We start from the raw sequence: 16,445 nt of genomic DNA, 5'->3' as shown, positions 1-16,445 counted from the left end.
AGCAACAGCCCCATCGCAGGAATCCAGAGCGGCCACCGTCCGTAAGAGCAGACGCCGGCGCCTGCGGAGCCGCCAGTTCGCAGCGCGACGTTTGGGACGTGTTCAGCACCAGCGATTGCATTGCCGGTCAGGCTCCACACTTCAGACGGGCGCCTGGTAGCGAGGCAAGGCCCTGTCAACCACGCAGGTGTTGTCGACCGGACAGGCAGCGGCACATTGCGGTTCGTCAAAATGCCCCACGCATTCGCTGCATTTCGCCGCTTCAATGACAAAGTTTCCCCCCTTCTCCGAAATAGCAACGTTCGGGCATAAAGGCTCGCAAGCTGAGCAGCTCGTGCACTGCGAGGCGATGATTTTGAATGGCACATATTCCTCCTTACGCCGCAGAGATCCGATCTCCAGGCCAACGCGGGGGCACGCCGCGCTGCACATGCTGGATCTCCCCGCGCTTTACTTTGCCGACATAGGCCCTGAACCAAGCGATCGTCGACTTCTCAATGTACTCATAGGCGAATTGATCGACCGGCTCGATCCCAGCCTTGATCAGGCCGCTCTTGGGGCAGCCGCCGATCTTAGCCACGAAGACCGCGTGGCAGTCACGGATGTCGCGCATGATCACGGATAGCCTATCTTCCTCGCCATAGCCGGCCTGGCAGTAACCCTCCACACGACGTAGCCCGACGAACTTGGCGCCGGATGTGGAGAGCTCGTACAGTTGGAATTCCTTTGCATGTCCAAAGTGCTCGTTGATCAATCCCGAGCCCTTAGTTGCGACGGCTACTAGAACAGTGATCGCGCTCATCTCTCCGGAGACTCCCGCCAACTCCTTTTGACCGGCCGCGACTTTGGAGACGCGCTCATTCTCTACCCTTTTTTGATAAGCCTTGCGCATCTCTAGGTCATAATGGACGTCCATTTTCATCACCTGATCATTGGTGAACTCCGCGCTGCGATCCTCGCCGAGTAGACCGACCGCATCAGCGCGGCACTGCCGGCAATGCCGCATCATGTTTATCTTCCCTTCGCAAGCATCTTGCAGCGTCTTCAATTCTTGAGCCGTCGGACCGCGCTGACCGTTGAGGCCAAATGCTGTTCCGTGCTCGGGTACGGAGATCAGCGGCATGATATTGTGAAGGAAGGCACCGCGCGACGTGACCGCCTTGTTGACCTCGACCAGGTGGTCATCATTGATATTGGGGATCATCACCGAGTTGATCTTGCACAAAATGCCCCGTTCGCTAAGCATCTCGAGCCCTTGAAGCTGGCGATTGGTGAGTATCCTTGCCGCCTCGATGCCGGTGTATCGCTTGTGGTTGAAGAAGATCCATGGATAAATCTTGGCTCCGATTTCAGGATCGACCATGTTGATGGTGATGGTGACGTGGTCAACTTTGGCCCTCACGATGGTATCGACATAGTCTGGCAGCGCTAGTCCGTTGGTTGACAGACACAGCTTGATGTCAGGAGCAGCCTCGGTGACCAACGCGAGCGTTTTGAACGTCTTTGCTGGATTGGCCAGGGCATCGCCGGGACCAGCGATGCCAAGTACCGTCATCTGCGGAATGGTCGTCGCGACCGCGATCACTTTTCTCACTGCCTGCTCAGGGGTGAGCTTCTCGCTCACCACACCCGGACGCGATTCATTGGCGCAGTCGTATTTTCGGTTGCAGTAGTTGCACTGGATATTGCAGGCAGGTGCGACCGCGACATGCATGCGAGCGTAATGATGGTGCGCATCCTCGCTGTAACAGGGATGGTTTTTCACCCTTTCCCAGATTTCGACCGGCAGATCGCCTCGGCCGGCCTGCGAGCCGCAGCTCGCCCGCCCGGTCTTCGCCGAAGCGCGGCAGCCCTTATGCTCGGTTATGGACTGCATGATCTTCCCGCTATTGACCGCTGCTTTGATATATTTTCCGCGCTCCACGACCGAGATCACTCCCCTGCAAGCATCGACGCCCACAGATCATCCTAGAGCGCGCTTCAGGAAGATTAGCAACTTGCATGCCGTGGCGAGGATGATGCGAATGCAACCACAGTACACCGAGTAGGCGCAGCGATAGCGTTGGCACTTGCAAGACAGCAATGATGAGCTTGTTGGCAAAGCGACAGATGCGTCGCCATTCTCACTCGGGGCTCCATCTCGTGTGCTTTTCACTCTCGCGGGGCTCGCCCCGATCCAGCTCATCTGAACGGGCTTTCGCGCGCTGCCGCTCTCAATTGGCCCGATCCGAACTGGGGAAGCCGGACATCATAAGGCCAATACTAGGGCAACACGCGTCCGAATATGACAGGCAGCAATGAGGGCCAAAGATGATGGTGCAATCGCCTTGTCCCGACTGGCTGAGTAAACCCCGCCTCATCAATGCCGTCGCGGCGGGCCGACGTTTGCTGATCTTGATATGCTGCGCCGCAGCCAGTCGACCCCCAAAGCCCCGAGACAGCGCCGACTTACCGGCGAATAAGCCGACCGATGCATCTGGTGTGCTCAGCACATCGCATTTTCAATTCCCTGATGCCAGGACGAGAGAGACGACAATGATCTCGGTCCCCAGGGCGGGCGCCAAGGTCGGCGAGAGTAACCTTTGCATCCGCCGCATCGACAGCGCTCATCTCCGTGAGCGCTTCATGGATCGTCGCCGCTCTCATCCCGCTTCGTCGCGTCGATTGTGATCGGTAACCGTGTGTCGCTCGCCATCTCGGGCAAATCGAGCACCCAACCGTTAGCGACTTTGATCCAGCCGCCCCATAGGGTCTCGTACTCGGAGGCCACGATTGACTCTTCGATATCCTTTTTTGGCACGTAGATTGACAAGCCCGTGTCCGGAGAGCGGCGGATCATGATTTTCACGAGGTCTGCTCCCTGACCGTGGCGCGGGAGCTGGCGCGCATGCGAGTCACGATATCTGACACAGCGCACACGGCCTCATCGACTTCGGCGAGGGAGGTTTCGCGCGAAAGAGAAAAGCGCACGGCGCCGTGCATCCGCCACGCAGGCACCTGCATGGCACGCAGAACATGCGATGGCTGCATTGAGCCCGACCTGCAGGCTGACCCGAGCGATACGGCGATGCCCGCCCGGTTAAGACGGTGGGCAATCGCTTCACCTTCGAGATGGTCGAAGGCAATATTAGTCGTATTCGCCAAACGATTGCGAATGTCGCCAAGCACAACGCACTCGCCATTGCGCAAAATTCCCTGCTCAAGGCGGTCACGTAACGCGCCAATGCGGATGCGCTCGGGTTCAAGCCGCTCCGCCGCAAGTTCGGCAGCTTTTCCTAGTCCGACGATTCCGGGAATATTCTCGGTCCCAGCGCGCCGCCCTCGTTCCTGTGATCCGCCGCAGATCAGCGGCTGGAATTTTGTCCCTTTACGCAAATATAACGCACCTACCCCCTTCGGGCCGTGCAGTTTGTGCGCGGATAGTGAAAGCATGTCGATCGTGCTGTCCTTTAGGTTTAAGCGTACTTTACCAATGGCCTGCACCGCATCTGTGTGAAATAGCGCTCCCGCCTCACGGGTCCACCCGGCCAGACACTTCACGGGAAATATCGTTCCGGTCTCGTTATTGGCCCACATAACCGAGGCAATCGCTGTGCGTGGCCCAAGCGCGCAGCGAAACGCCTCGATGTCGAGCCGGCCGCAAGCATCTACGGCAATAATGCGCGTCTTGACTCCCCTTGCCGCCAATTGCTCCGTTAGCGCAAGTACGGCGGAGTGCTCAACCGAAGTGGTGACAACCTCGTCTCGACCTTCCTGGGTTGCAAGTGCCGAGAGGATTGCGGCATTATTGGCTTCGGTCCCTCCCGAGGTGAAGACGATTTCGTGATCGTATGCACTACCTAGCAGGCCGCTCAAGCTTCTCCGTGCCTGCCTCACCGCAATTGCGGCCTCGTTGCCAAAGGCATGCGCGGACGAGGCATTGCCGAATTGCTCAGTGAAGAAAGGCAACATGGTTTGCACGACGGATGGATCAGTTCGCGTCGTTGCATTGTTATCGAGGTAAATCGGCGCTCGATTCTCGCTCACTGCACCACCCCGCCTGCAGCAACAACGAGGACCAGGCGATCCAAACCTCCGATCTTACCTACCAGGTGCCCCTGAATCCCTTCTAGACTCACGCTCGGAAGCTTGTACGGCTTGCCAGCATTGTCGAGCCGCGCCAAGAGCATGCTGCTATCGTGCCGATCAGCTAACAGGCGCCAGCTTCGGCTTGGCGATTGGGTCCGATCTCTTCGTTCGCGCAGCGAACGGGACCCTCTCGCATCGTGGGGATCGACGAGTTCTTCAGTCGGTCTGGTTCGGCCGGTGTGGTTCATTGCCCTTTCCTTATCGCCTGATCAATGTTTCCATCAGCCGAATGATTTTCCACAGGAGCAGTTGGTGGCCGCGTTCGGGTTATGAAAGGTAAAGCCAGAGCTCTCCGGTGCCAGCACGAAATCGATGGTTGTGCCGGCCAGATGCTCTCGGCTCTTGCTATCGACAAACACCTTGAGCCCATCGCAGTCGATCACGGTGTCGTCAGGCTTTGGCTCATCGGCGATGCCCATCTTGTATTTGAATCCATTGCAGCCGCCTGCTTCGATCATGACGCGCAGACCACCCGCCCGCCGCTCCGAAGATGAAATCGCGCTCTTGATTGCATTGACTGCGCTATCGGTCAGGTTGATCACGTCTTTGCCTCGTCAGCTTAGGCCCAGCTAAGAGCAAGTCACGTGCCAGCGCGCAGACGCCTGATGATGCTCATTTCCGCGCCCCTTGGCTGGCAACGGATGTCGGGTTCCTGACAAGGCACGTAAGGCGGTGCCAGCCACCGGCGCGTTTTCTTTCCGAGCTTCACTGAACGCCGCCACGCAGGCGACGGCAGGCAATTTGCATCGCATCTGGCTCCGACAACGCGTCGGTGAAGAGCATAGATCAAGGACAGATTTAATGACCGCTATCGAGAACACTGCACTCGGCAGACTTGAGAAGGAGAGCCGCCTTCTCAACGCCGTATTCAAAGGCGCGACCACCAAGCCGGGCCGGTTCGGCTTTCGCGGCGACGTCGCACTAAAGTTCCAGACTCAGGTCGCGGACGAGAAACGACCGCCAGACTATTCCATTGAGCAGGTTCTGACGATCGCCCAAAACGGAGAACGCACTATCCCCGTGCTGGCCGGCTACCTACATTCCTTCGCGTATCTTGTTGACGTCGCGACCGTCCTCGACGGTGCCTTGAGCCCAATCGGCAGCTATTTCATTTTCTGCAACAACATCGATTTGCTGGCGAAGTATCGAGTTAAGCTCGGCGATATTAACTTCCACGTCTTACCCTGCGATGAATCCACGGTTTGGAAGGAGATGATGGACTTGGTCGGGCTGAACAAGGACGACATCAAGAAGCTCGATCCGGCCGGCAAGCTTGATTACCTCCTCGATGCCACAAGGGATCTCGATCTATCCTATGAGGAAATCTCGTATGACGACGGACTAAAGAGGATGGAGGCTGTGAAAAACCGCAACGAGAACCGCCCGGTCTGAGGGCGGTCTTCAGTTGTTGGCTCATGCATCGTCCTCCGCGAGATGCACACCGACGGCGCAGATGTCGCCATCCACAACTACCAACGCGATCGGCGTAAGCGCTCTACCTTGACATGGACCTTCGACGCACCGCCCGGTGCCGAGTTCGAAGGTCGAACCGTGCTTGCCGCACATCAGCCGGATACCGTTTGGATCGAGGAATTCGTTCTGCTCCCAGTCCAAATTGACGCTGTGGTGCGGGCATTTATTGACATAGCCAAGCACCTTCTTGCCCCATCGCACCACAATGATGGGCCACGGCCGGTGATTGCCGTCATCTTCGAGGACCATAAGATGAAATCCGATGGCCTGGCGGCTCGGAATGTCGTTAAAGCTGCAAATCGCATAGACGAGAGTTGGCTGCATAGGTTGCTCTTGCAAGACTTAATTGTCGCTGTGCAATTGCCCCTGCAATAACCGTACGAGCGCCGAAACGAATCGTGTCTGGTCATCCGACGCGCAAACTTGGCTATTTCAGCAGATCTCGTTGCACAGCGGCGTATATTTCAGACAAAGGAACATTGAGCCTTCTCGTTCCCTCCGTGCTAGCTGCAGAACTGCTGCTCCGCGCTCCGGGCTTGCCGGACGGCCAAACGCGGCGGATGTCGCTGCTGCTCGTTAATGGCCACGCCGCATAGCGGGGCCACGGTGCCCTCCGATGGCGTATGTCTCACGGCGTCGCGGCCTTCGCAGAAGAGCCATGTGCTCGCTTCCAGCCGGCGCAGGGCGCGCGCAGCGAGCGCGCGCCCCCTTTGAACTAAGACTGTTGCGCCCGCGCTTTGAACGGTCAAACGCCCATCACTTCAGGTTCGGTGTTGCTATTGCAGCCACCTTACTCCATGCGCGTTCGGCAACATGCACTTCAAGCAAGGTGACGGCTCATCGTGCAACAATTCGCTTTCGAAACTGAGTGTCGATATCACTGCTCTCAGCTTTCGAAAAATGGCTCAGGGTCGCCGTTGCGTTACTCCATGCTTAGCCCCGTGAGGACGCGCTCCAAATAGACTGACGGATCATCTTCGTCAGAATAGTCCGCCTGGACCGTCGATTCAGCGGCGGCATCATCATCCTCCACCTTACTAAGGTACTTCGTAGGCTTGCCTACTCGCTGCCACTGGTCGTTCTCATTCTTCGTCCACACCTCGGGATGCTGGTGAGGATCAAGCACCCAGTGATTTCGACCCACATGAACAAAACCCATTTCTGCTAGGCGGGGTTCCATGCCGGGCAAGCCTGGTTTTGACAAGATCAAGGGATCATCACCATCCTCTCTCAGCTGGTACTCAAGCAAAATATCGCCCGCGTTCTCAACCAGGGGATGAGTGACCCGAAGGTCCACCACGGACGTGAGATCGTTGCGCCCAAACTTTTCCCGGAAGGTCTCCCCCTTGATCCGAACCGGACCTCCTGCTCTCAACAGGCCAACTGTTTCGTCACCCAATTGATAGCTGAAGAAGCGCACGGGCCTGGCTGGATCATAGTGAGTGGCGCTATAGCTGCCAGCAACCGTTGCTGCCCGCTCAGCTTTCTTTGATACGAAGTCTGAGTACTCTTGCGGATTAATGGCGATGTTCATGATGTCGCGGCCCAAAAATCTCTGCAGCCCTCGATCGAAGGAAAGCTGGTCGATCTCAACAATGGGCGGACCGGAATTCAGATAGTACGCCCTTGTTTCAGATGACGACCCGCCTGGCTCCATACCTGCAAGTGTTTCCGCAAAGCGGGGGCTATCTCCCGGTTCATCAACTTGATTAGCGCTTGTGGATTGGCTGGATGAGCCAACGACTCTGCCATACATCAGATCGCTCTCCTATCGGCAACATTGCACGCGATTGAGCTCATGCCGCGCAAGCTCGCGTTCATAATATACAACCTAACTGACCACAACCTGACCTAAGCATCTGCCGGCGCTCGGAGGCTGCGGCTGCGCAATCCGCAAGCGAGTCACGCACCCGCTGGCCAGCAATCGCAGGCTGATGGCGTGCGATATTGTCCGCGCTTGATCATCAAAAATGTGACGTTCAACGGCGCAGATCTGCAGCACCGCCCTTTACTTTCGGTCGTCGCTGCCATTGACCAATGCAGCCGTCTATCGAGGATCGGCGGCGTGCGCGCAGAATTGCTGCCCGGTGCTTTTGTCGCGGCGTCCGCGACTCGCACGTGCTATTGCACTGTCATCCAATTCGGAGCAGCACCATCCGGTCCCAGGATAGAATCGCGAAGACACAGGTGCCACCATCACATGCGCTTCAACGCGATCGGCGGCTATGATCGGCCGGACAATTGTAAAACCCGTGGACCGCGGCAGACTTTCGCTCCTGCCGATCCCGCAACCGAAGGCCACAGGATAGGATGAGCACGACTGGCTCCGAAGGAAGTGCCTATTCGGAAAACCGACTAGACGACCACGACGGTAATATGATCGCCCGCCCAAGGCCAAGTCGCTTTTCGACAAAACGCGGATCCTGCGATACGAGCGAGACTTGCAAGCAGGCGCCAGACAGCCGGTATGGCTTGCCTCGGGGCTGAGCAGCATTCGGCCATGCGCATCTCCGCTCGTTCCGTCTTGCCATTCAGGGAAAAAATCGGGCCATTCGGGCCGGCTGGCACGAGTCTCCGTTGCGGATTGACCTGATCCAGCGGGGCCTCCCTCCACGCGCTGCGGCGAACGGGAGATAGATCCCCTTCGCTCATGCAGCTGCGGCTGGGACGTGGGTCTGGCAGCTGGCCGGGCAAACCCTATCGCACGCACCGCAGCCGATGCAGGCGCCCTGATCGTTCAGAACCATAATCTTTTTTTCGACTTCATCGTCCGCGTCATTGTCAAGGTTGACGAGTTCGCCCTCCTCGTTGATGCCTTTCAAAGTCATGACATCTTGACCGCACACCTTGAAACAGCGGCCACAGCCGATGCACTTCTTGGCATCGATCGAGGCTAGGTATTGTGGCATCCAGTCGCGGCCGTCTCGCGTTGCAAATGACATGCATTGCCCTTCAAGTATTTTCCAGCTCTTTTAGCTCGCGACTCTTGCGCTCCAGTTCGACATAGACATCGTACGCCTTCTGCGCCACCGCCATAATCGACGTCCAGTTGATGGGCAATTCTTCCGAAAGGTCGTGCAGATCCATCTTGGCCTGTATCGCCTTGGCGGACACTTTCTTTAGTTCGGCCTTCAGTATTTCACTGATCGCCCATGAGTGAGTATCCTCAATAGTTAGCCACGTCTGGAAATTTCCGAATCAGGCCAATTCCCTCGCTGACATATCTATCCCCCTCTTGAGCCAGCTTGACGCAATTATCGAATCCCAAGCGATGCACGTCGCGCAGCTGCTTGTTTACGGCGACCAACCGCCCTGCGATGAGCACTATGCGCCCGAAGCCTTCATGATGCAGCTTCAGGATCGGCTGAACCATAATGCCGGTCTCCCTCTCTACTGACAGGCCGACCGCATTGAAGAACAACTCAGCCGCCATAGTGTATTGGGATCGGGATCACCGATGATCGGCAATGCGCGTCGTCTCTCCCTGTTCAGGATATAGGGTTCGAGCAGATCAAGGTCGCTCTTCCCTTCCCAGGCTTCATTGGTATCCTGGGCGCGCCAAAGCTTGACTAACTCGATTAGAAATGGTGCGTCGACGACGCTGCCCTGCTGCGCTATTTTTGCGGTCATATCATCTCATTCGTCGAACTCAAACGATCGCGGTTGGTCCTTTGCAAGGACCTTGCGCAGCCAGGGAGGTGGCGTGCCCTTCAGCACCGACTCGAGCTTTTCCAGCAACACGTGAATGCTTTCCGGTTTGCTCACCTTGATAGGATGAATTTTGCTGGCCACCACTCGCGCAGCCGCGGCACCACCAATGGCCGCGACGTATAGGATGGCGCAATCCTTGATCGCCTGGATCTTTGGCGCCAACTTGTCACCACTGCCGTCCTCCTCAAGATCGCCCTCAAACTCGATAGCTTTAAGAAAGACATGCCCGCTGGGCGCGACATCGTAGATTGCAATATTCTTTGCCCAGCCAAAATGAGCATCGACGCGTCTCAGATCCTGAGTGGCAAAAGCGACCTTCATGCAATTGACCTTTCAGGCGCGCCAGTGGAGCGGCGATGCCCCACGTGTTGTGGCAGTCCGGGCGTGGTCCGCCACCTATCGGGTGTAGGTCGGTCGTTCTCGTCGCGATGCGCGATCACGAGATTGGCGATTTGGAAGATCACATTGCGGGTACCACGATAGCCGACGGATACTTGGTGGCCCGCGCCAAGCCGATCGAATATCGGAAAACCTACGCGATAGAACGGCACTTTCAGCCGCCCCGCCGCTTGCCTTCCATGCGAATGCGTGATCAGCAGATCGCAATGCTTTTCTTTTGCAAATCCTTCCAGATCTTCGAGGTCACCAATGAGAACCTCCTTGGTCCTGATTCGCTCGATCACCTCAGACTGAGTGGTCGTCACGGCGACGGTCACCTGCGCGCCCATATCGTGCAGCATGCCGGATAAATCGAACAGAAGGTCTGGCTCGGCACCGATCGCGACTTTGCGGCCGCCAATATGGAAGTGCGCGTCCAACATAGCATCGGCGAGCTGACTGCGCTGGCGTCGATATTTCGAGGGTATCGGGCGCCCGCTAATCTCGCTCAAAAACATCATGAAATCGTCGTTTGGATGAAGACCACACAGTCGCTCGAACACACGAAAAGGCACCCCGGTTTTAGTCTGCATGACCTCAGCCGCGCGCTGCATCTGCGCACCGATTGCAATGGTCCACCCTGCGCGCCCCATGCTCGCGATCTCGTCGACGTCAATGCCGCCGATGGTCGTTGACGTAAACTCATCGGGGATATGCCCGTCGAGCGATCCCGCCAAGTCAGGGAGAAAGGAGGGGTACAATCCGAAATCCTCCAGCAAGGCACGGAGTTCATCAAGGTCGCCGGGCGTCAGGTGACACCCCGGTAGAACATTTACCTTCGAGGGATCCCGCAGGCCATTGGCACTTGGCCGGTCCACCAGCACCTCCACCATGCGTGCAACTGCCTTCTCCCACCCATCCTGGAACGCGCCCTTGAAATCAGGCGTTGATACATATACGAGCGGCAACTTTGTGAGTTGCGGATACGCACTCCGGATTAGTTTGAGGTACGCTTCCACATCGTCGCCGTTGGTCTCGGTGACACCGGTCGAGCAGATTCCGATGATCTTCGGCTTAGCGCGCTTGGAGATGTTAAGTATCGCCTGCTCCAAATTTTCATATCCGCCGAGTACGGTCGCGACCTCGCTCATCGCGGTGGTCTGCAGCGGTATTGCTTCTTTGAAGTGCCGGACAAAGAGCGTGAGACCGAAGGATGTGCACCCCTGTGAGCCGTGCAGAAGCGGCATCGCACCGCGCAGCCCCATGAAGGCGTATGCGCCGCCGATCGGCTGGCTCATCTTCAGCGGGTTGACAACGCAGGCTTTTGTCGGCGCCGTGACCAGGGCCATGGCGACTCCCTACTCTGCGGCCTGTCGCATATCAGATGGCTCGGACATCAACATATCTTCGATGCGTCCTTGACAGCAGCCACCGGCCGCATTGGTATGCTCTCGGACCGCTGCGACGCTCCTCAAGCCGTGCACGGAGATTGCGTCCTCAATCGTGCCCAGATCAACCCTGTTACACACGCAGATATTCCTCGCGCGGCGCGCTGTTTCGGCGAGGACCGGATCGCCGGCGATCGCGGCCATGGACTGCATCTGCTCCCGCGCTTTGGCCAAAGCCTCCCATGGCGCTGGCCGACGTAGCTGCTCCCACATCGGGCTTGAGAGCGAATTATCGATCTCCTCCACCAGCTTGACTATTCCGGCATAGCCCATATAGGCGTGGCAACGCTCCTGGTTGATATCGACCCATGGCACCGCCGCCTTCAGCGCGACAAATTGCGACTTGCCGCCCGATAGCATGATGTCCGCTTCTGCGTCCTTCAACATCTTGTACATTTCGCGCGCAGTCATGTCGTCGATCATGTGGGCATCCTGCCCCATGAGCTCCTTGATGCGCTCCTTGTCTTCCATGGTCGATTTCTTCACACTGGTTCCGACTAATTCCAGCCCGGCTTCCTGGAGCGCCGAGACGACCGACCATGACTTGACACCGCCGGTCATTAACAAGGCCCTTTTGCCTTCGAGTCGCGGCTTGTACGGCTGGATGGCAGCCCACGCCCGCGCTTCCTCGCGCGCGATCACCGCTTCGGTGCGCCCGAGGAGATCTGCCGGGGCGCCGCGCTCAACCAATAAGCGGGCGATCTGGCGTAGCGATTCGCTTGAATCCTGAATACCGTAGAACGACCCCTCGAAGAATGGGATCCCGTAACGTTGCTCCATCTTGCGTGCCACGTTGATCATGGATTTTGAGCACACCAACATTGCCGCCCGCGCGCGATGAGATGAAGCGACTTCGCGGTATTTGCCATCGCCCGAAATGCAGCAGAGAATTCGCACTCCAAGCTCGTCTAACACTGGCTTCACCTGCCAGAGCTCTCCTGAAAGGTTGTATTCTCCGATCAGATTGATGTCGTACGGCGTGGTGTAGTCCGGTTCTCGCGTGCCGATCACGTAGTCGAGCAAGGCTTCGCCCGCGAGCTTGTTACCGAGGTTTTTCGAACCGGCGAAGCCCGGAGAATTGATCGGGATCACCGGTTTTGAGAATCTTCGCGACGCTGCCTTGCAGACTGCATTGATGTCATCGCCGATCATCGCCGGGATGCAGGTTTGATAGACGAAGATTGCGGGCGGATCGCACTTGTCGATGATCTCCTTGATCGCTTTGCACAGCCGCTTCTCGCCTCCGAATACAATATCGGTTTCGCTCAAATCGGTTGTGAAAGCGGTGCGCCACAAATCCGAGCCGGACGACGCCGCGCCGCGATTGTCCCAGGAATTACCTTCGCACGCGATCGGGCCATGTACCAAGTGAGCGACATCGGTGAACGGCTGCAGCGCAACCTTCGCGCCGTCGAAAGCACAGCCACCCGCAGCGCTACCCGGCTGCAACTGTCTGGTACAGCCGTTCCTGCGTTCCGCCTCAGACTTACTGCCATTCTTGGCGCAGCCCGGCTCGTCGAAGATATCCTGGACCGTGGCCGCCAGTGAACTCATCCTGCTTCCTCTCAGGGCAACAAATTGTAAACTCAACCGTTATGTGCTCGTGCCATCGTCCAGTCCTGGACGATGGCACGTGTAGTTGCTCATCAACGAATGATGTCGAAGCTGTAGTCGGTTTTGCCAAGAATGTTGGTCTTGTTGTCGATCTCGTCGAAGATCTTGTCCAGGATCTTGACCAGCACATTCAGACCGCCCTGATAGCCCCATATGGGGGAGCGGTGATGGTGATGCCGGTCGAAAATCGGAAAGCCGATGCGGATCAGTGGCGTTGCGGTATCACGCTCCAGATACTTCCCATAGGTGTTGCCAATCAGAAAATCGACCGGCTCGGTGAACAAGAGTGAACGCATGTGCCAGAGATCCCGCCCCGGATAGACTTGGCAGCCCTGTCCAAATGGCGAGCTTGCAAGCAGCGCCTGCATTTTCTCCTGCCACGCTTTGTTGCCATTGGTGGACAGCACATGGGTCGGCTCGGCGCCGAGTTCGAGCAGAAACGCAGCCAATCCATAGCAAAGATCCGGATCGCCATAGATCGCGAACTTTTTGCCATGAACATGAGCGCTTGAGTCGGCAATGGCATCAACCAAGCGGCCACGTTCTCGCGCGAGTTGCTCCGGAATCTCCTTGCCGCTGATGCGTGACAGCGCGACGATAAAGTCATCCGTTGCTGATAAGCCTACCGGGTAGTTGAAGGATAGAACGTCCTGGCCATGCTCTGCCGCAAATGACAGCGTTTTTTCCGTGCACCATTGCTGCATGGAGATGGTCGCCTTGGCGTGAATCGCGTTCGCCGCATCCTTCAGCGTCGTACCACCGTCATACATCCGGAATTCGCCGTCTGTCGGAGTGTCGAACACTTCAGAATTGTCGGCGAGAACTGTGTGCTGGATGCCCATCAATTCCAAGATGCGCTTAATCTCGCGAAGGTTCCCGACGGTATATCCATCGAACCCGCCAATGATGTTGATCGCTCCATTCGGTTTGCGCTCCAGCTTCGGCGCTGTTCCGGCCTTGCCGTCCCAAAAATGCTCCAGAATGCCTTTGAGGGCATTGTCGTAGCCGGTGACGTGACTGCCAACGAATGCGGGCGTGTGGGCGAACGGCACGTCGAAGTCTGCCGGAACCGAGCCCTTTTCTTTCGACGTCTTGATGAAGGCGTTCAGGTCATCGCCGATCACTTCGGCCATGCAGGTTGTGGAAACCGCAATCATCTTGGGCTTGTACATCTTGTAGCTGTTCGCGAGCCCGTCGGTCATGTTGTTCAGACCGCCGAATACGGCAGCATCTTCCGTCATTGATGAAGAGACACAGGAGCTAGGCTCCTTGAAGTGCCGCGACAAATGACTGCGGTAATAGGCCACACAGCCTTGGCTGCCGTGGACGAAGGGCAGCGTGCGCTCAAAGCCGACAGAGGCGAATACGGCGCCAAGCGGCTGACACGCCTTCGCCGGATTTACCGCCAGCGCCTCCCGCGCGAAGTTTTTTTCGCGATATTCGGCCGTTTTGGTCCATTCCTTGATACGTTCGACCTCGGCAGGATCGCGCGGATTCTCGAATATCTTCTTCTTCGCCAGCATTTGCTGGTATTCTGGACCGCGGAACAGTTCGACATGATCGAGCACGTGTTCGGCACTCTGCGGCATCGGTGAAATCCTTCACTATCAGATTGGAATCGCCCGGGCTTTCCCGGAGAGCGAGACGAGTTGCGTTATTCTGCAGCCTGGAGCTTGGCGCTCGGCGCTTCCTTCCAGGGAGCTTTCGTTCTTTTCCAAATTGGCGAGTTGACGGCCATGTCCATGTCGCGCGCGAAGATCGCAAAGCCGTCATAACCGTGATATGGACCCGAATAGTCCCACGAATGCATCTGCCGGAACGGCACACTCATCTTTTGGAAAACGTACTTTTCCTTGATGCCTGAGCCGACAAGATCAGGCTGGAGTTTTTCGACGAAGCGCTCGAACTCATAGCCATTGACGTCATCATAGATGAGGGTGCTGTCTTTCACGTAGTGCTGAGCTGTGCGCTGATAGTCGTCGTTGTGACCGAACTCGTAGCCAGTGCCAATGACGTCCATCCCGAGGTCCTCGTACGCGCCAATCACATGACGCGGACGAAGGCCGCCGACGTACAGCATCACCGTCTTGCCCTCGAGGCGCGGGCGATATTTTGCAATCACGGCGTCCACCAGCGGCTGATACTTCTCGATCACTCGCTCGGCGCCTTCCTTGATCTTGTCGTCAAAATAACCCGCAATCCTGCGCAGTGAGTCCGCGATCTTTGAAGGTCCGAAGAAGTTGTACTCGCACCAAGGGATGCCGAACTTCTCTTCCATGTGGCGTGAGATATAGTTCATGGAACGGTAGCAATGCAGAATGTTGAGCTTTGCCTTCGGCGTTGCTTCGAGCTCGGCCAGTGAACCGTCGCCGGACCACTGCGCGATTACCCGTAGTCCCATCTCTTCAAGCAGAATTCGCGATGACCAAGCATCGCCGCCGATATTGTAGTCTCCGATGATCGCAACATCGTATGGTGTCGGCTCGAACTTTGGTTTGCCCTCGGCCTCGATATGCCCGAAAATCCAATCGCGTACCGCATCGTTTGCAATGTGATGGCCTAGTGACTGCGACACACCCCGAAAGCCCTCACAACGGACCGGCACGATGGTCTTGCCTCCATATTCTTTGGATTTCGCCCTTGACACCGCCTCGATATCGTCACCGATCAACCCTACCGGGCACTCTGATTGTATCGTAATGCCGTTGTTGAGTGGAAACAGCTCTTGGATTTCATCAAGGATTTTGTCCAGTTTCTTGTCGCCGCCAAATACGATATCCTTTTCCTGGAAGTCGGAGGTGAACTGCAGAGTCACGAAGCTATCGATGCCCGTGGTGCCAACGTAATAGTTGCGCCGCGAGCCCCATGAATATTGGCCGCAGCCAACCGGGCCATGGCTGATATGAACCATGTCCTTGATTGGTCCCCAGACCACCCCCTTCGACCCTGCATAGGCGCACCCTCTTATCGTCATCACGCCGGGTATGGATTTGATGTTGGACTTCACCCCGCAGTCCGACTTACCTGCTTGGTACACGTTGAGGTGCTTGGCACGCCTTTTCGCGGTTTTCTCCGGATAGACCTTCAGCACCTCCTCGATCAGCTCTTTGTTGCGAGCCCTGATTTCTGCGACGCTGTTGGTCGTGGCGAGACTCATCTGGTGTCCTTTAAAAGGTTAGCTGTTGGGAGGGCGGCTTCTTGATCCAAGACTTTGCAACCGGCATGCCAGGGTCTCATGAGCACTAAAACTAGAACAACAACAGTTTCTTAGCGCGACTTGTACGGTGACGGGCTGTTGTTGCGAATCCGACATCTCGCCTTTGCGAGGGACTCTTGGTTTGGCGGTGTTCGAAATGGAACAAGGCGGCCGCGCGTGAAATTCACGGCGGAGTTTTTGAGTTTATGCGCGACAGCAACGCTCTGCGGTGTAAGGCGGAAGCAGGCTGCAAGTCTGGCTTCCAATCCTTCATACTTATTGAAACCTACAGGTGCTCACCTGCGATGTAATGACGTGCGCGATCTCGCGCTCTAGATCTCAAGGCGAGCTACCTCGACGCCACGTGAACTTCTTAGGCTCGTTAGATCACACGAGCATCGTCGCGCCTTGATAAGGGGCACGCACGATCACATCGATGTCTTCGCGTGCGTTGTACATGCCGAGGGACACAGAGCTGGCCCCGCAAATTCGGACAG

General features: G+C 56.9%; 16 protein-coding genes and 1 pseudogene. 1 reads left to right on the top strand and 16 read right to left on the bottom strand.

Annotated elements, in window-relative coordinates:
• Nucleotides 1–141: 141 nt before the first annotated feature.
• The 6 genes from IC50_RS34710 to IC50_RS34685 form a co-directional block, all read right to left on the bottom strand.
• Nucleotides 142–366 carry a 4Fe-4S binding protein gene (locus IC50_RS34710; protein WP_011084569.1) on the bottom strand — a complete coding sequence of 75 codons (225 nt, stop codon included), beginning with the start codon at nucleotides 364–366 and terminating at the stop codon, nucleotides 142–144.
• A gap of 10 nt (nucleotides 367–376) precedes the next feature.
• Nucleotides 377–1,876 carry a nitrogenase cofactor biosynthesis protein NifB gene (nifB, locus tag IC50_RS34705; protein ID WP_011084568.1) on the bottom strand — a complete coding sequence of 500 codons (1,500 nt, stop codon included), beginning with the start codon at nucleotides 1,874–1,876 and terminating at the stop codon, nucleotides 377–379.
• A 747-nt stretch (nucleotides 1,877–2,623) separates the two neighbouring features.
• Nucleotides 2,624–2,848: a putative nitrogen fixation protein NifT gene (nifT, locus tag IC50_RS34695; RefSeq protein ID WP_035715794.1), complete on the bottom strand. Its 225-nt coding sequence runs from the start codon at nucleotides 2,846–2,848 to the stop codon at nucleotides 2,624–2,626.
• Entirely contained in the window at nucleotides 2,845–4,026 is a 1,182-nt protein-coding gene (gene nifS, locus IC50_RS34690) for a cysteine desulfurase NifS (RefSeq protein ID WP_011084565.1), read from the bottom strand. The genes nifT and nifS overlap by 4 nt, the downstream gene beginning before the upstream one ends.
• Nucleotides 4,023–4,316: a hypothetical protein gene (locus IC50_RS41750; RefSeq protein WP_131234256.1), complete on the bottom strand. Its 294-nt coding sequence runs from the start codon at nucleotides 4,314–4,316 to the stop codon at nucleotides 4,023–4,025. Before IC50_RS41750 ends, nifS begins: the two co-directional genes overlap by 4 nt.
• Nucleotides 4,317–4,349: 33 nt before the next feature.
• Complete coding sequence (locus IC50_RS34685) at nucleotides 4,350–4,670, bottom strand: iron-sulfur cluster assembly accessory protein (protein WP_011084564.1); 321 nt, start codon at nucleotides 4,668–4,670, stop codon at nucleotides 4,350–4,352.
• A 259-nt stretch (nucleotides 4,671–4,929) separates the two neighbouring features.
• Here IC50_RS34685 and IC50_RS34680 point away from each other — a divergent pair, with 259 nt between their 5' ends.
• Complete coding sequence (locus tag IC50_RS34680; protein WP_014497969.1) at nucleotides 4,930–5,520, top strand: hypothetical protein; 591 nt, start codon at nucleotides 4,930–4,932, stop codon at nucleotides 5,518–5,520.
• A gap of 21 nt (nucleotides 5,521–5,541) precedes the next feature.
• On the opposite strand, the gene IC50_RS34675 is transcribed toward IC50_RS34680, so the two are convergent.
• The 10 genes and pseudogenes from IC50_RS34675 to nifD form a co-directional block, all read right to left on the bottom strand.
• Nucleotides 5,542–5,925: a Rieske (2Fe-2S) protein gene (locus IC50_RS34675; protein ID WP_011084562.1), complete on the bottom strand. Its 384-nt coding sequence runs from the start codon at nucleotides 5,923–5,925 to the stop codon at nucleotides 5,542–5,544.
• 598 nt (nucleotides 5,926–6,523) lie between these two features.
• Complete coding sequence (locus IC50_RS34670; RefSeq protein WP_232208720.1) at nucleotides 6,524–7,357, bottom strand: host specificity protein; 834 nt, start codon at nucleotides 7,355–7,357, stop codon at nucleotides 6,524–6,526.
• A gap of 892 nt (nucleotides 7,358–8,249) precedes the next feature.
• Complete coding sequence (fdxB, locus tag IC50_RS34665) at nucleotides 8,250–8,543, bottom strand: ferredoxin III, nif-specific (RefSeq protein ID WP_011084559.1); 294 nt, start codon at nucleotides 8,541–8,543, stop codon at nucleotides 8,250–8,252.
• Nucleotides 8,544–8,553: 10 nt separating this feature from the next.
• Nucleotides 8,554–8,748, bottom strand: coding sequence for a CCE_0567 family metalloprotein (locus IC50_RS34660; RefSeq protein ID WP_026312876.1), 195 nt, complete (start codon nucleotides 8,746–8,748; stop codon nucleotides 8,554–8,556).
• Between the two features lie 19 nt (nucleotides 8,749–8,767).
• A pseudogene (locus IC50_RS34655) lies at nucleotides 8,768–9,231 on the bottom strand (NifX-associated nitrogen fixation protein).
• Between the two features lie 6 nt (nucleotides 9,232–9,237).
• Nucleotides 9,238–9,633 (bottom strand): nitrogen fixation protein NifX, encoded by a 396-nt coding sequence (gene nifX / locus IC50_RS34650; RefSeq protein ID WP_011084556.1) that lies wholly within the window; start codon nucleotides 9,631–9,633, stop codon nucleotides 9,238–9,240.
• Nucleotides 9,630–11,039: a nitrogenase iron-molybdenum cofactor biosynthesis protein NifN gene (gene nifN, locus IC50_RS34645; protein ID WP_011084555.1), complete on the bottom strand. Its 1,410-nt coding sequence runs from the start codon at nucleotides 11,037–11,039 to the stop codon at nucleotides 9,630–9,632. The genes nifX and nifN overlap by 4 nt, the downstream gene beginning before the upstream one ends.
• Before the next feature lie 9 nt (nucleotides 11,040–11,048).
• Nucleotides 11,049–12,692 (bottom strand): nitrogenase iron-molybdenum cofactor biosynthesis protein NifE, encoded by a 1,644-nt coding sequence (nifE, locus tag IC50_RS34640; RefSeq protein WP_011084554.1) that lies wholly within the window; start codon nucleotides 12,690–12,692, stop codon nucleotides 11,049–11,051.
• Between the two features lie 92 nt (nucleotides 12,693–12,784).
• Nucleotides 12,785–14,341 (bottom strand): nitrogenase molybdenum-iron protein subunit beta, encoded by a 1,557-nt coding sequence (gene nifK, locus IC50_RS34635; RefSeq protein ID WP_011084553.1) that lies wholly within the window; start codon nucleotides 14,339–14,341, stop codon nucleotides 12,785–12,787.
• Nucleotides 14,342–14,406: 65 nt separating this feature from the next.
• The gene (nifD, locus tag IC50_RS34630; protein WP_035715790.1) at nucleotides 14,407–15,909 is read right to left on the bottom strand and encodes a nitrogenase molybdenum-iron protein alpha chain; all 1,503 of its coding nucleotides are present in this window, start codon (nucleotides 15,907–15,909) and stop codon (nucleotides 14,407–14,409) included.
• Between the last annotated feature and the right edge of the window lie 536 nt (nucleotides 15,910–16,445).

The sequence above is a fragment of the Bradyrhizobium genomosp. I (2014) genome (assembly GCF_000261685.1).
Lineage (GTDB): Bacteria > Pseudomonadota > Alphaproteobacteria > Rhizobiales > Xanthobacteraceae > Bradyrhizobium.
This window is presented reverse-complemented; position numbering and strand designations above follow the sequence as displayed.

Bases quoted from the DNA above. Each gene is read 5' to 3' on its own strand.
- IC50_RS34675 (WP_011084562.1), bottom strand. From the start codon at position 5,925: ATGCAGCCAACTCTCGTCTATGCGATTTGCAGCTTTAACGACATTCCG.
- nifD (WP_035715790.1), bottom strand. From the start codon at position 15,909: ATGAGTCTCGCCACGACCAACAGCGTCGCAGAAATCAGGGCTCGCAAC.
- fdxB (WP_011084559.1), bottom strand. From the start codon at position 8,543: ATGTCATTTGCAACGCGAGACGGCCGCGACTGGATGCCACAATACCTA.
- nifX (WP_011084556.1), bottom strand. From the start codon at position 9,633: ATGAAGGTCGCTTTTGCCACTCAGGATCTGAGACGCGTCGATGCTCAT.
- nifE (WP_011084554.1), bottom strand. From the start codon at position 12,692: ATGAGTTCACTGGCGGCCACGGTCCAGGATATCTTCGACGAGCCGGGC.
- IC50_RS41750 (WP_131234256.1), bottom strand. From the start codon at position 4,316: ATGAACCACACCGGCCGAACCAGACCGACTGAAGAACTCGTCGATCCC.
- IC50_RS34670 (WP_232208720.1), bottom strand. From the start codon at position 7,357: ATGTATGGCAGAGTCGTTGGCTCATCCAGCCAATCCACAAGCGCTAAT.
- nifK (WP_011084553.1), bottom strand. From the start codon at position 14,341: ATGCCGCAGAGTGCCGAACACGTGCTCGATCATGTCGAACTGTTCCGC.
- nifN (WP_011084555.1), bottom strand. From the start codon at position 11,039: ATGGCCCTGGTCACGGCGCCGACAAAAGCCTGCGTTGTCAACCCGCTG.
- nifB (WP_011084568.1), bottom strand. From the start codon at position 1,876: ATGCAGTCCATAACCGAGCATAAGGGCTGCCGCGCTTCGGCGAAGACC.
- IC50_RS34680 (WP_014497969.1), top strand. From the start codon at position 4,930: ATGACCGCTATCGAGAACACTGCACTCGGCAGACTTGAGAAGGAGAGC.